Here is a 12,900-nt window from a genome sequence, read left to right as displayed (position 1 = left end):
CCCCTGTTCTCCCTCAGTCCAGGGCAATCGGGCCTCGGGATTTACACCACGCCAAGGGACGCGGCCTGAACCCTTGACGACAGCTTGATTTCCGGTTGCATCTCAGGTAGAGACCCGCCTGTGATGACCGCACATCCGGCTGGAATTCCAGAAGCCGACTGGCTGGAAACTCCCGCCAGCGTCAGAGCGCTGATCAACGCCCAGCAGCAGGAGATCGAGCTGTTGCGCGGCCAACTCACCTCCTTGGCCACCGAGTTGGCAAACCTGCGTGAGCGGATCGGACGCAGCTCTCGCAACTCATCCAAACCTCCCTCCAGTGATGGTCTGGGTTTTAAGCCGCCAGAACGGCGCAAGGGCAGTGGCCGCAAGCGGGGCGGCCAGCAGGGCCATCCCGGATCCGGACCAGAGCTGCTGTCGATCGAGCGGGTGGATCAGGTGGTGGATCACCACCCTGATGCCTGCCGCCGCTGTGGCACCTTGCTCCAGGGAGAGGATCTCGATCCCCTGCGCCATCAGGTGATCGAGATCCCGCCGATTACCCCGCTGGTGATCGAGCACCGGCTGCATCGCCTGGTCTGCCCCTGCTGTTCCACCAGCACCTGCGCCTCGTTGCCGGCGGATGTGGAGGCCAGTCACTACGGCCCAAGGCTCAGTGCACTGGTGGGCCTGCTGGGCAGTGCCTTTCCGTTGAGTTTCAGCAAGACCCAGGCCCTGCTCCAGCAGCTGGTAGGAGTGGAGATGAGCCGCGGCGCGATTGCACGGGTCCGCCAGCGCTTGAGTGCAGCACTGGAGCAGCCCATGCAGGAGGCCCTTGCTTTTGCCCGCGTGCAGCCGGTGGCCTACGTAGATGAAACTGGCGCCCCCACCGGCAATGCCGACGGCAACAATCCCACTGGAAAGCGGGGCTGGCAGTGGGTCATGGTCACCGCCGTGGTGACGGTATTTGTGCAAGGGCTGAGTCGATCGACGACCGCTGCCATCGAGCTGCTGGGGAACGCCTTTGGCGGGATTGTGGTGAGCGATCGCTTCTCGGCCTACAACCACCTGCCCACCAAGCAGCGCCAGCTGTGCTGGGCGCACCTGATCCGCGACCTGACGGCCATCGCCGAACGCCCGGGCGCCAGCGCTGAATTCGGAGCCCAGCTGCTGGGCCTGCAGCAGCAGCTGTTTGGCCACTGGCACCGCTACAAGGAGGGAAAGATTGACTGGCCCGCCTTGCAGCAAAGCTGCCGGCCGATCCGCCAGACCTTTGAGACCACGCTGCAGCGGGTAGTAGAGCTCGGCTACCAGCGCGGCGAGCGAACGCCTTGGGCCAGCACAGTGCGCACGTGCCAGCAGCTCCAGAAGGTGACAGGTGGGTTGTGGACCTTCCTGGAGAACGAGGGAATAGAGCCCACCAACAACGCCGCAGAACGTGCCCTGCGCCAATCGGTGATTCAGCGCAAGATCAGTCAAGGAGTCCAATCCCGCCAAGGTGCGATCTGCCGGAGCCGCCTGCTCACGGTCACCACTACCCTCAGGCAACAGGGGCGGGATGTCTGGGAGTTCCTGGAGCAGGCCTGGATCGCCCATCACCGCGATGGGGTGATGCCGTCACTGCTGAGCGATCCCTGAAGGCAGAAGAAAGGACAAGGAAGAGTCTCTGATCGCTCAGCGGTGAGCGATCAGGCTTGCATTCGTGCGGTGGGGCGTCCCGACCCCTGAACGCATACAGAAAAAGCTACTGCTCGGGCCTGTATCTGATCCAGAGATGCCTGCACCGTGATCATCTCAGCTCGTAGTTTAAATCAGTCCCGATGAAATGAGTAGTGTGGGGTGTCTCTTGGAGACGATGCATGCAGTTGACGCGCCTTGGAATATGGCAATCAAGACACAAAGAAGTTCTGGGAGCTTCTCGAGGTTCATGACCAACAGATTCATGGCGATGATGCAACCTCGGGTCTCGGCCAGCTTCTCACGAACGAGCCCAAGTCCGAAACGGCGCTTGCCTTGGTCGAACTTCCCCTCTACACCGTTGCGCCGCCTCTGATCATCATCCCGCCATAGAAGTGCCCAGGTCAACTGCACTGCAAGCGGTCTGCTGATCTTCAGGAAACTCTACTCTTTTGTTTGGCTGCATTCCTCAGTGGCCTAGACTCTCTTTCTTGAAGCCTCTCGTCACTTCGACTAAATCGAGAAGCAGCGCTTCAGTCGGCTCGGCACACAACTTCTCGTTTATCTCGCGGATCGCATCCAACGGCAAGTCCCACCAATGCAGTTCCAGTAGCAGACTGATGAGCGAATCGTCGAATCTTCTTCTTATCAAGGCAGCTGGATTGCCGCCGACGATTTCATATGGTTGTACGTCCTTGGTTTCCGTCGCGTTGGCCGCCAAGACCGCACCGTCACCGACCGTCACTCCGGACATGATCGTCACGCCGTGACCCACCCAGACGTCGTTCCCAATCACCACATCACCTTTCGTCGCTGGATGTCCAATGATGTCAGCCCCGCCCAGTTCGGATTGGAAGATGTGGCCGAATGGGAACGTGGTGATCCAATCAGTACGATGGTTGCCCCCAAGAAATACCATCACCGAAGATGATATTGAGCAAAACGCTCCGATCCTCAAGGCCGCACCTTCCCCCCACTCTCGAACAAGGATGTTCTCCACGCCGTATGTGAACCGACCAACGGATACAGGACTATTGCCGACCGTTCCCGATTGCAGGGAGCTTGCACTCATGATCCATTGGCCGAGAGGGTAGGGTGCCAATGTTTCATGCGCCACAGCTCTTGAAATAGTGAAGAACTTCAGGGCTATGCCTGATAGAGGCCAGCTGCTTTTTGTATGGTGACTTTGGGCGTCCTCACAATGAGCGCAGGGGTACCATGGCCTGGAGCTGCTTGTCAGTAAGCGACTGGGCATCATGATCAGACTTGGTAGCAGCATGAATCGCCTGATCCTCTTCGGGAGTTGGGATCTGCACGCAGCCTTTCTTCTGTTGCTTTGGCATAGTGCTTCGCGTCTCGACGGTCTGCTCTGCGAAGGCTGATGATTCTTCGGACCGTTGAGCGGTCTACGAAAGCCGCGAAATCCAGGATCGCTGTCTTGCGTGCTAATGCGATCATCCGAGCTTCGCCGTAGTCAGTTCAATCATCAACCCAAGCCAGAGCGGCATCTCAGTCGAGCTCAGCAGCAAGCGGGGGCGTCCCGCCGAGTGGTGTCAATCCTGAGGAGCAGCACAGGCGTAGCCGGTTCTGGCGGTCTTCTCCTCCAAGCCCCTGCGGGGGAATGGGTGGGCTGGTCTGTGACCCTGGTCGGAGCATTATTCCCTTCCTGAGACCAGATCATGCCCTTCTCCGGTTTCTCCACCGGTGAGCTCATCCCTGCACTGGTGCGCCAGGGTCTGCAGGCCCTGATCGAGGCTGAGCTGCAGCAGCCCTCGGTGCGGACCGCCACCAGCGCACGACGGAGCGCCGTGGCCACCGCAACGGCAGCTGTGGGCGGTGAGAGCGTTATCCAGAGGTTCCTTAGCTGTCCGATAGAATCGATCTACTCAAGATTTGGAAGGGAGACTCACGTAACTGGCTCGAAATCACCTGGCATCCAGGTCTTGTTGAACCAGGGTTCCAGCGGGCCGTACAGGCGCAGCAGCACGTTGTAGCCCTTTCCAGGCATGGTCTGGATCCAGTTGCCTTCATGTCCTCTTGGCGCTTTCGGGCCAAACCACATCGTGTAAGAACCATCGGCATTAGCCTTCACGGACGGGTTGTTGCTGTCCAGGCCACCGGTCTTCTGATCGGTCTCGAGTACCGAACGAGTCTGGTTGTCGTAGACCATGAAGGACCAGAAGTCCTTGGCGGGCACGGGACCCGGGAGGGTGACCTTGTAGGTCTTGCCGCCATCGAGGTAGTTGCCTTTCGAATCGTGCGCACCAATGGCGTAGACAGAACCGGTGCCGACCGCCGGCTTGGCCATGGCCGGGGTGATGCCGGTCGCGTAGTAGTGGAACATGATCCGATCGTCCAGGACCAGTTCGCCGTTGTTCATGAACTCGTGACTGCCACCCGTGAAGCTTGAATACCACCGGCGCTTGCCTGGGTAGAAGTAGGCACTCTCGTCGCGGGGTCGGAACGTGATCGATCGGGCCGTTGGATTGCCGATGGCCACGCCCTCGGTGAGGATCTTCTTCATGCGGGCGTCCGGAGCGAAGGGCTTGCCTTTCTTGATTCCGACCGACGCGAACTGGCCGACGACTTCAGGATTGAAGGCATCGGCCGGCTCATACTGGACGACCGCGTTCAACTCCGCCCAGTAGTCGTAGTCGTTCGCGTGGATGGTGTTGATCTTCGCACCCGAAGCATTGACCACCCTTCCCTTGGGCGGGTTGTTCAACTTCGAGAGGGGATAGATGCGGAACTGCGTTCTGAGCCCCAGCGTAGCTGCTTCCAGGTCGCCGTCCTGGACCAGCGCGCGCAGGAACATGAAGTTGCGGTAGGTGGGGGTCTTCACGACGCGATAGCCGTCGGGAAGCTGACCCTTGTAGTCCGGACAGATAAAGACATACTTACCGCCCTTGCCCTGGTTCGGCCCGGTGACCCCGAGGTCCGTGACCCAGCGGAAGAAGGCATCATCCACAGCACCGACCAGACGCCCGGCAGGCACCTCTGCGATGACCGGTTCATCCTTCACGTTGATCTCGGCAAACGCATAGGGCGTAGTTGTCTGGGGCGTCAGGAGCAGGCTTCGCGCGTCGTAGAGGTTTTCCCACAGCACCAGATCGCCCGGTTTCGCGCCTGCCTGCTTCAGACCTTCCAGCATGGCGTAAACGGAGGTGGCCGGAATGCCGTTGAGAAACGCGTCGACGGCGCGAGACAGGTCGATGAAGTCGTAGGTCTTCCTGACCGTGGCCTCGCTGGGCATGCCGTCCCTGAACGTGAGCTCGCCGAGAAGTTCGGTCTGCACCTTGTCTGGTGTGATCAGGCTCGAAGGCACATCGGCCTTGTACTTGGGCTCGGCCCTGGCGGCCGAGGCGAGCAGCATGGTCGCGCATGCCGCAGCGGCGATGCGGGCCGAGAGAAAGTGGCTTGTCTTCATGTCAGAGTCCTGTTTCGTTCCTGATTGAGCATCACGCGGCAGTCCTACTTCACGAGCTCGAAATCGCCCGGCTTCCAGGTCTTGTCGAACCAGGGCTGGAGCGGGCCATAGAGGCGCAGCAGGGTGTTCCAGCCCTTGCCCGGCATGGTCTGCACCCAGTTGCCTTCCTTGCCTTTCGGTGCCTTGGGGCCGAACCAGATGGTGTAGGAGCCGTCGTCGTTCGCCACCAGGCCGCGGCTGTTGCTGTCGAGGCCAGCGGACTTCTGGTCAGTCTCGAGCATCGACCGGCTCTGGTTGTCGTAGACCATGAACGACCAGAAGTCCTTCATCGGGATCGGTGCGGGCAGCGTGATCCTGTAGGTCTTGCCGCCATCGAGATAGTCGCCGTTGGCGTCCCGTTCGGCATAGGCATAAACCGATCCTTTCCCGACCACCGGCTGCGCCATCGCGGGCGTGATCCCAGAGGCGTAGTAATGGAACAGGACACGGGAATCGAGCATCCGTTCGCCGTTGTCGTAAAACTCGGAACTACCGCCGATGAAGTTGGTCTTCCACTGACGGTCCGGGTAGTAGAAGCCGCGCCTGTCGCGCTGGGCGAAAACGATTGCCCGCGCGGTGGCGTTGCCGACCGCGACCGCGTCGGTAAGGATCGCGCGCATCCTGTCATCGGGCGCGAAGGGCTGGCCCTTCTTGATGCCGATGGAAGCCAGCGTGCCGACCAGTTCAGCCGGCAAGGCATCGCCCGGTTCCTTCTGGATGACGGCGTTGAGCTCTTCGTAGACCTCGAAATTGTTGGCGTGGACCGTGTTGAACTTCAGCCCGGACAGGTTGACGAACTTTGTTTTTGGCGGGTTGTCACGCTGCGCCCATGGGTAGACCCGCATCGTGTCCTTGACCTGTTGCACGCCCGCCGCAAGATCGCGGTTCATGATCCGGGTCAACTGCCAGACCGTATAGGTGGGCGAACGGACGATGAAATAGCCCTCGTTGGGCAACTCGCCCTTGTATCCCGGGGGAACCAGTAGGTATTTGCCCCCCTTCCCCAGGGTTGCCTGAAAGTCACTCCAACCTCGCTCCCGCGAGCTGAACCCCGCCCAACGCCAGCATCCCTCTGATGTCGTAAGCCAGTTCCCGGAGCCCCCGTCGGATCGAGCGGTAGCCGCCGCGCCGCAGCAGGTTCATGACCACGGTCCGCAGGAACGCAAACACCGGTGCACCGATGCGATGGGTATAGCGGTGGGCGTCCTCACCGAGCTGGGTGTCGCGGGCCCAGTGCCATTCGTTTTCAATGCTCCAGCGTTGCCGGATCAGGCGCAGCAGGCCTTCTGGAGCTGTGCGAACGGTCGTGATGAACAAGTGCCTGGTGACACTGTGCTTGCCGTTGCGCTTGGTGGTCGTGGTGATCAGCTTCACGATCCAGGCGCTGCCCGGCCAGGCTTCCTTGATGTGATCGGGGGCTTCCTTGGCCCTGAGCTCCCAGCGCGTGTCACGCCCATGGCGTTTCTCCTGATCCGTTGCAGTGAAAGGGATCCGACGTTTTCCCTCGAACTGGCGGCTGATCTGCCGATGGAGCCTGGGCTGATTCGTTTTGACGGTCAGGGCGACGTCGGCTCCCTGCTCGAGGCACCAGCGAAAAACGCCTGCGTCGTGTGCAGGGCATCCGCCTGGATCAGCTTGCCCTCTAAATCCATCGTGCTCAGCAGCTCTTTGAGCGCTGCTCGCTCGCTCGATTCATGGGTGTCGTAGGCCTTCTGAGCCAAGGCGACACCGAGGGCTCGGGCGTAGACCGTCACCTGGGCGACAAAGCGGTGGTTGCCGTCATCGGTCTCGATGGCTGAACCCTTCAGGGTCTTGCCATCGCACACCAACTGCTCCACAGCCGTTGTACCGCCTGGGATATGGCTGATCATCCAGGCCTGGAGCACCTCGCCGAACTGCTGCAGGTGCGCCTTGTTGAACAGGTAGAGGAAGGTGGCGTCCGAAGGCCAGCGCTTGAAATTCAGCCCCAGGGCCTGGTTCAACACCTCCCGGTGCCGCCTGGCGAACGCCTCCAGATCGCGGGAGCTGCGGCAGTCGCTGAGGATCCCAAGCACCGCCACCAGCAGCAGGTACCACTGCGGGTAGCGCACCCCGCGGCGGTAACGGCCATCGGGGATGGCCTTGAGGAAGCTGATCAGGTCGGCATCGGCGTTGAAATCAACAGCGGGAGCAGCGGTCTGGGGCATTGCTGAGGGGCTGGTCCCGCGAGCAAACCAGGCCGCGGCAGGGGCGCCAAGGGCAAGCTGGACGGACTTTCAGGCGGCCCTGCCCCCTTCCCCTGGTCAGGGCCGGTTACGCCCACGTCAACGACGTGCCGGAAATAGGCGTCGTCCAGCGGTCCGAGCAGGCCGGGCGACGCTTCCAGAACGATCGGACCGTTTTTCAGGTCAAAGCAGAGGGTGACATAGGAGGTTGTCGTCTGGGCCGTCAGAAAAACCGACCTGGCGTCCATGAGCGTTTCGAAAATGCCAACCGTCTGATCGTCGACCCCGGCTCCTTTCTTCAGGCCGTTGCACATCGCATAGATTGATGCCGCTGGCATGCCGTCAAGAAAGGCTTGGACGCCCCGCATGAAATCCAGGTTGTCGTACACGGTCTTGACGGTCGCATCGTCCGGTGCGCCATCCTTGAAGCGCAAGGTCCCGAGCCGGGTCTTGACGCTGTCCGGCGTAAGAATCGACCCGGGAACGTCTGCCTTGTACTTAGGCTCCTCCGCTGAAACCGCGACAGATGGGGACATCAACAGCAGGGCACTGGACGCGATACTTAACAGGGTTCTACTGACGTTCACGGTTTTGCTTTCTCCTTGATTGTCGGTGTGCATACTCTGGCACAGGAAAGACAGCTAACGCTGGCCATCACCGGCCCGCAGAAAGCTTCTGGTTCGGGATCTCGTTGGGCTTTGGGAAATTGAAGGTGGCGGGTCAGGTGCATGGCTGTGTTAGCCAGGCATCTACACAGCGAACATCGCCTGAAGAACACTCAGCAGTTCATTCAGCGTAGTCTCCGACAGACTCCCCAACCGCTTGACTAGACGGTCTCTGTCTACAGCTCTCAGCTGATCAGCCACAACATGGCCGTCCTTGCCATCAAACCTGCAACGCACACGAAATGGGTATGGATGGCCGCCAGTTGTGAGCGGCGCAACAATGAAAGTGCGAAGGTGAGCATTAAGCTCGTCCGGCGACACTACGGCACAAGGCCTCGTCTTCCTGATTTCAGATCCTCGCGTGGGATTCAACGCGACAAGGAAGATATTGCCTCTTGAGACGTGTTCTTCAGTCACCATGACCACTCTTCGTCATCAAACTGGGTGGCGCTCATTTCATCCAGAAGTCCCTCTGGCTCCAAAGACGATGCCGCCTCTGCCCAGCCAGCCCTCGGATGAGCGGATGGCCTGATGGTCAGAACCCCTGGAGCCGCTTCGATCTCGACTTCGTCAGCGAGCCCCGCAACCTCAAGCAGTGGCTTGGCGAGGCGGATCCCTCTCGAGTTGCCGATTTTGACCAGCTTCGCTCGCACCACGACTACACCCAGCACACGTGCTCACATTGTAGCCACGGTGGCGACTTCCGCGCATCCCCCTGCTCTGTCTAACGCTGTCCCTGAGTGGCAGGCAAGAAGAATGAAGATTCAGCTGATTCCTTTTGGTGGCCTGTCCACTCGAGGGGCTGGTTAGACAGCCATTTTCGCATTGTCAGTAGCGCTGACATGTAGTTGCAAGCCTAGTGCCGAGATAACCTTCAATACCGTGGCTAATTCTGGATTTCCTGAAGAGGATAGGGACTTGTACAGACTCTCCCTGCCTAGACCCGCCTCACGTGCGATTTGGCTCATCCCTTTGGCCCTAGCAATATCGCCAAGAGCAGCGGCTACAAGCTGAGGATCTCCATCTTGAAGCGCAGCTTCCAAATAAGCCGCGACATCATCGGCAGTGGTTAGGTGTGCGGCCGGGTCCCAGATAGTCGTGATTGTTTTTGTCATTGAAGTCTCCTAGAGGTTGCGAGCAAGATGCTTGGCGAGACGAATATCCTGATCTTGAGAGCTCTTGTCCCCGCCTGCAAGAAGGATGACGATGGCCTCTCCTTGCATTGTCAGATAGATCCGATAGCCGGGGCCGTAATGGATTCTTAGCTCTGATACGCCCTCTCCTACAGGGCGAACGTCGCCTGGGTTGCCCAAGGAGAGACGCCTGATGCGAATGTCGATACGAGCTTTGGCTGTCCGGTCACGCAGGGAAGAAAACCACGTGGCATAGGCAGACGTCTCCCGGATCTCGAGCATGCTCCCACTGTATCCCAGGAGATACGAGGGGCGCAACCGGCTGCCTGGCCTGTCTAACGCTGCCCCTGAGTGGCAGGCTGGGAGCCTGCGGTGTCGAAGAAGATAGTTTGCGGAGGCCTGTCCACTCGAGGGGCTGGTTGGCCGGCCTCTTCGCTCAAGAAAGCAGCTCCTCTAGTTCATCTCTGGTTTGCTCAGTATCACGAAGGATTTTGGAAAGCAACCCAGGTCCCAGCGTTTCACCAGAATGAATAGGGACTACAGTCGTTCGCCCGTCGGGATGTCGCAGAAAATGATGACTTCCCTTTATTCGCAGAACTTCAAAGCCAATCCTTCGAAGGGCCAGGATGAGCGCCTTGCCTGTGACGGCGGAGTAAGTTGACACGTCTAGACGGTCACTCGCTGAACACCAACGAAGTCAAGTTGTTCCGCCATTCCGTCCTGAACCTCGAGGCAGAGCTCAATAGCTTCTCTGATCCGACCCATCAACTCATCAAGAGACCGAGCCTGTGTGTGGCATCCGGCTAGAGCGGGCACGCTCGCAACATAAAAGCCCTCTGAGTCTCTCTCAACCACCACATCGAACTGCTTTGCCATGGGAGTCACCTGCATCCTCTCACGATAGCCCCGCCACAGCCTGTCGGTAGCTCTTCACTGGGACCGGCCAACGCTCCAGATCAGAAGCGGGCCAGTATGTCGGCACTGAAACAATCCTTTAGACCCGTCTTCTGTATCTGGATGTTAGAATTCCAATAGACTAGTACCTGCAAACTAGAGATAGAACCTTCCATCTGACCGAGCAAACAGCGCAAGTCTTGCCGGTAAATCACCTAAGCCAATCATTTTATTCTCCTGCATACTCACTAGTCTTAGGGAATTATTCTGAGTGATTCAGGGGCTTTAGGCTTCCGAAAGTCTTCGCGAGGCTCGAGAAGACTTGAGCCAAATGAGGTTAATCGCGTTAAGGAGCTATCCGATTCAGAGGAGATGGGCTTGATTTCACTTTCGACCCAGGATAGAGCCGAATATGAATTCCTGGCATTAAAGTCAAGAAGATCATTGCTCTTGTATTCATCATCTAGAGACTCAATAAACATCCTTACATCAAGCTCGTTGTCAAGGTCTTCTGAAATCACCCTTCCGACCATATTTCGTATTAGCTCTCCTTCGCGATCATGTATTCTGCGATCCGTACCCAATAGTGACTTGCATTTATGCTTGTCAATTCGTCGACATAATCGGCGGATACGCTCAGGAGTCGTCTGGCGACGCGTAATCTCACTAATCTTCTCCTCGGGTAGTCCATCCTTAATCAAGGTCTCCTGAATATATTCACTCACCGCTTTGCCGTCCTTTATAATATAGTCAATTCCGGATCTTAGTGTTCCATAGCCGCCGATCGCCAAGTATAATGCGCCGGCTACCGTTAGGACTGCCTTAAAGCTTCCATGTCAGTACTCTATTCTGACCTCTACGCTCTGCCGGAATAACAAAGAAGCGTATTCTTGGGTGACCTTTAGGAGGTATTCCTCAAGCTCTTTGACGTCACCGTCTGTGAGTGTGAGATCTAAAACCATATAGGTTTTGGAAAGTACGCTCATGCTTGCTGCTCTCTAGCCAAGGTAATGATAACTGTATTTCGGCGGGTCCGGTATCCCCTCCCTGCTCAGTGCCTGCGGCTGCATACGAGCCCTAAGTCTCCCAAGGCGATGGCTGAAATGCGTTCCAGCATAAGGCCCTTTCTGGCATTGCTCTATCGCTGACGGGAACTTGGGCGGGTCCGAGAGCCAAATGTTTGGGCCGCTACAAAAGGTCGACGGGGCTCATCACCCCGCAAGGGCCTCGATTCAGTACATGTGTATAGATCATCGTGGTCTTCACGTCGCTGTGCCCAAGCAATTCCTGGATCGTGCGGATATCCTGGCCGCGCTCCAGTAGATGAGTCGCAAACGAGTGGCGAAAGGTGTGGCAGCTGGCCGCCTTGCTGATGCCGGCACGCAGGATCGCCCGCTTCACGGCCTTCTGGATCACGGATGGGTCGATTTGGTGGCGGCCTGCTTCCAGGTCTGCACGGTGAATCTGTCGCACCGCCTGTAGATGCGCCTGCAATGGCTCCGCGAGGCTGGTTGGATGCACGGTGATCCGGTCCTTGTCCCCTTTGCCGCTGCGAACGGTCACGTGCCTGGCCTCGAAGTCCACGTCCTGGACCCGGAGCCGCAGGGCTTCCATGAGCCTCAGGCCGCCGCCATACAGCATCTGCGCCACGAGTTGTTCGGTGCCCTCGAGTTGTTGCAGCACAGCCTTCGTCTCCGCCACCGTGAACACCACCGGTAGCCGCTTGGGCTGCCTGGCACGGACCACTCCCTCCAGGTTGCCCACATCACCGCCCATCTCACGCGGATGGCGCATCCCGTGAAAGTGCAGAAATCGTTTCACCCATTGGGAATAGATAGGTGCTGATCGTGCAGCGCGCGTAGTGCCGCACCTGTAGCTCCTCCCGGTATCGATCCATCAGCCTTGGGCCTTGACGAGGAGTCATGTCTGCGGTGCGGAACCACCTTCAGGGTTCCCCGCCCGGTCCCTGCCGCCCTCGCGCCAGCGTTGCCTCCAGTTCCCGGCGCCATTCGCCCGGGGTAAAGTTGTGCCAGCGGCCGTGGCCGGGCAGCAGCCAGCGCACGTCCAGATCCAGCAACCGCTCCACCGAACGCAGCTGCTCCGGCCAGTTCCACCAGCAATAGCGCTGGGACGCCACCACCCCCGGCGGATCAACGCCCCACCAGAGGTGGTCGCCGCTGAACAGCACCTGCTTGGCGAACAGCACCGCCACTGAGCCGGCCGTGTGTCCCGGCACCGGCAGCACCAGCAGGTCGGCATCGAGCCGGATCGGCTCCGTGCCTTCGAAGCGGTGCTCCGCCTGCGGCGCGGCCTCCGCATCAGCGCTGTGGATCCAGCGTTCGGCGCCGAACCGCTTGGCCCAGGCCTGGTGATCGGCCACATCGTCGCGGTGGCTGAGCAGAATACGGCTGACGCCGCCCAGGGCCTCGATCCGGCGGGCCAGCGCTGCGCTCCAGCGCGGTGAATCGATCAGCAGGTTGTCGGCGTTGCCATCGGGGCGTCGCCGGGTGATCAGCCAGCTGCTCGCCCCGAAGCTCCGGCGCGACGCCCAGCCGCAGTAGTGCACCTCCCCCTGCGGCAGGCTCACCACCAGCGATGGGAAGCCATCGGCTGGCGTGAGCGCCAGCAGGTCCCGGCTGGTGCCGATCGCGGCCACCGGGCAGGCCTGCAGCGCCAGCAGGGCGGCGCGGGTCTCGGCATCGCCCTGGGGCTGGGCCCAGACGTGCGAGGTGCTGCCAGTGGGGGCGAAGTGGGCCGGATCGAACTGCCAGCAGGTGCCGCAGTCGATGCAGCTGGCATCCACGTAGAAGGGGCCGCCGGCATTGGCGGCCAGGCGCTCGCTCGCACGGGCCATGGCGGTGAGGCAACAACCCCCTCAGCCTGGT

15 protein-coding genes and 1 pseudogene are annotated in these 12,900 nt (G+C 59.7%); 1 reads left to right on the top strand and 15 read right to left on the bottom strand.

Going from position 1 to position 12,900, the window contains the following annotated elements; all coding sequences use genetic code 11:
• The first annotated feature begins 123 nt into the window (after positions 1-123).
• On the top strand, positions 124-1,614 hold the full coding sequence (locus tag H8F26_RS04235) for an IS66 family transposase (protein ID WP_197153750.1): 1,491 nt from the start codon (positions 124-126) through the stop codon (positions 1,612-1,614).
• Positions 1,615-1,782: 168 nt separating this feature from the next.
• Here the strand turns inward: H8F26_RS04235 and H8F26_RS04230 are convergent.
• The 15 genes and pseudogenes from H8F26_RS04230 to H8F26_RS04160 all read right to left on the bottom strand — a co-directional run.
• Positions 1,783-2,034, bottom strand: a pseudogene (locus H8F26_RS04230) (transposase); the annotation flags it as partial.
• An 88-nt stretch (positions 2,035-2,122) separates the two neighbouring features.
• Positions 2,123-2,725 carry a CatB-related O-acetyltransferase gene (locus H8F26_RS04225; RefSeq protein WP_197157711.1) on the bottom strand — a complete coding sequence of 201 codons (603 nt, stop codon included), beginning with the start codon at positions 2,723-2,725 and terminating at the stop codon, positions 2,123-2,125.
• An 834-nt stretch (positions 2,726-3,559) separates the two neighbouring features.
• Positions 3,560-5,080, bottom strand: coding sequence for a DUF1254 domain-containing protein (locus H8F26_RS04220; RefSeq protein WP_197157709.1), 1,521 nt, complete (start codon positions 5,078-5,080; stop codon positions 3,560-3,562).
• 44 nt (positions 5,081-5,124) lie between these two features.
• The gene (locus H8F26_RS04215) at positions 5,125-6,075 is read right to left on the bottom strand and encodes a DUF1254 domain-containing protein (RefSeq protein ID WP_231605458.1); all 951 of its coding nucleotides are present in this window, start codon (positions 6,073-6,075) and stop codon (positions 5,125-5,127) included.
• 64 nt (positions 6,076-6,139) lie between these two features.
• Positions 6,140-6,679, bottom strand: a complete 540-nt coding sequence (locus tag H8F26_RS19840) for an ISAs1 family transposase (protein WP_197158971.1) — start codon at positions 6,677-6,679, stop codon at positions 6,140-6,142.
• On the bottom strand, positions 6,676-7,305 hold the full coding sequence (locus H8F26_RS19835) for an ISAs1 family transposase (RefSeq protein WP_197154053.1): 630 nt from the start codon (positions 7,303-7,305) through the stop codon (positions 6,676-6,678). The genes H8F26_RS19840 and H8F26_RS19835 overlap by 4 nt, the downstream gene beginning before the upstream one ends.
• Positions 7,254-7,943, bottom strand: a complete 690-nt coding sequence (locus H8F26_RS04200) for a DUF1254 domain-containing protein (protein ID WP_231605457.1) — start codon at positions 7,941-7,943, stop codon at positions 7,254-7,256. Before H8F26_RS04200 ends, H8F26_RS19835 begins: the two co-directional genes overlap by 52 nt.
• Before the next feature lie 129 nt (positions 7,944-8,072).
• Positions 8,073-8,408: a type II toxin-antitoxin system PemK/MazF family toxin gene (locus H8F26_RS04195; protein WP_197157707.1), complete on the bottom strand. Its 336-nt coding sequence runs from the start codon at positions 8,406-8,408 to the stop codon at positions 8,073-8,075.
• Complete coding sequence (locus H8F26_RS04190; protein ID WP_231605456.1) at positions 8,402-8,641, bottom strand: AbrB/MazE/SpoVT family DNA-binding domain-containing protein; 240 nt, start codon at positions 8,639-8,641, stop codon at positions 8,402-8,404. Before H8F26_RS04190 ends, H8F26_RS04195 begins: the two co-directional genes overlap by 7 nt.
• Before the next feature lie 153 nt (positions 8,642-8,794).
• The gene (locus H8F26_RS04185) at positions 8,795-9,103 is read right to left on the bottom strand and encodes an addiction module antidote protein (RefSeq protein WP_197157703.1); all 309 of its coding nucleotides are present in this window, start codon (positions 9,101-9,103) and stop codon (positions 8,795-8,797) included.
• Between the two features lie 9 nt (positions 9,104-9,112).
• On the bottom strand, positions 9,113-9,403 hold the full coding sequence (locus H8F26_RS04180) for a type II toxin-antitoxin system RelE/ParE family toxin (RefSeq protein WP_197157702.1): 291 nt from the start codon (positions 9,401-9,403) through the stop codon (positions 9,113-9,115).
• 154 nt (positions 9,404-9,557) lie between these two features.
• Entirely contained in the window at positions 9,558-9,785 is a 228-nt protein-coding gene (locus H8F26_RS04175) for a type II toxin-antitoxin system HicA family toxin (RefSeq protein WP_197157700.1), read from the bottom strand.
• A gap of 2 nt (positions 9,786-9,787) precedes the next feature.
• Positions 9,788-9,997, bottom strand: coding sequence for a type II toxin-antitoxin system HicB family antitoxin (locus tag H8F26_RS20065; RefSeq protein WP_197157698.1), 210 nt, complete (start codon positions 9,995-9,997; stop codon positions 9,788-9,790).
• 1,206 nt (positions 9,998-11,203) lie between these two features.
• Entirely contained in the window at positions 11,204-11,836 is a 633-nt protein-coding gene (locus H8F26_RS04165; RefSeq protein WP_231605455.1) for a tyrosine-type recombinase/integrase, read from the bottom strand.
• Between the two features lie 124 nt (positions 11,837-11,960).
• Positions 11,961-12,869: an MBL fold metallo-hydrolase gene (locus H8F26_RS04160; protein WP_197157696.1), complete on the bottom strand. Its 909-nt coding sequence runs from the start codon at positions 12,867-12,869 to the stop codon at positions 11,961-11,963.
• Positions 12,870-12,900 lie beyond the last annotated feature (31 nt).

It is taken from the genome of Synechococcus sp. CBW1006 (assembly GCF_015840525.1).
Classification (GTDB): domain Bacteria; phylum Cyanobacteriota; class Cyanobacteriia; order PCC-6307; family Cyanobiaceae; genus CBW1002.
This window is presented reverse-complemented; position numbering and strand designations above follow the sequence as displayed.

Bases quoted from the DNA above. Each gene is read 5' to 3' on its own strand.
- H8F26_RS04235 (WP_197153750.1), top strand. From the start codon at position 124: ATGACCGCACATCCGGCTGGAATTCCAGAAGCCGACTGGCTGGAAACT.
- H8F26_RS04225 (WP_197157711.1), bottom strand. From the start codon at position 2,725: ATGAGTGCAAGCTCCCTGCAATCGGGAACGGTCGGCAATAGTCCTGTA.
- H8F26_RS04220 (WP_197157709.1), bottom strand. From the start codon at position 5,080: ATGAAGACAAGCCACTTTCTCTCGGCCCGCATCGCCGCTGCGGCATGC.
- H8F26_RS19835 (WP_197154053.1), bottom strand. From the start codon at position 7,305: ATGCCCCAGACCGCTGCTCCCGCTGTTGATTTCAACGCCGATGCCGAC.
- H8F26_RS04200 (WP_231605457.1), bottom strand. From the start codon at position 7,943: ATGCACACCGACAATCAAGGAGAAAGCAAAACCGTGAACGTCAGTAGA.
- H8F26_RS04195 (WP_197157707.1), bottom strand. From the start codon at position 8,408: ATGGTGACTGAAGAACACGTCTCAAGAGGCAATATCTTCCTTGTCGCG.
- H8F26_RS04185 (WP_197157703.1), bottom strand. From the start codon at position 9,103: ATGACAAAAACAATCACGACTATCTGGGACCCGGCCGCACACCTAACC.
- H8F26_RS04180 (WP_197157702.1), bottom strand. From the start codon at position 9,403: ATGCTCGAGATCCGGGAGACGTCTGCCTATGCCACGTGGTTTTCTTCC.
- H8F26_RS20065 (WP_197157698.1), bottom strand. From the start codon at position 9,997: ATGGCAAAGCAGTTCGATGTGGTGGTTGAGAGAGACTCAGAGGGCTTT.
- H8F26_RS04160 (WP_197157696.1), bottom strand. From the start codon at position 12,869: ATGGCCCGTGCGAGCGAGCGCCTGGCCGCCAATGCCGGCGGCCCCTTC.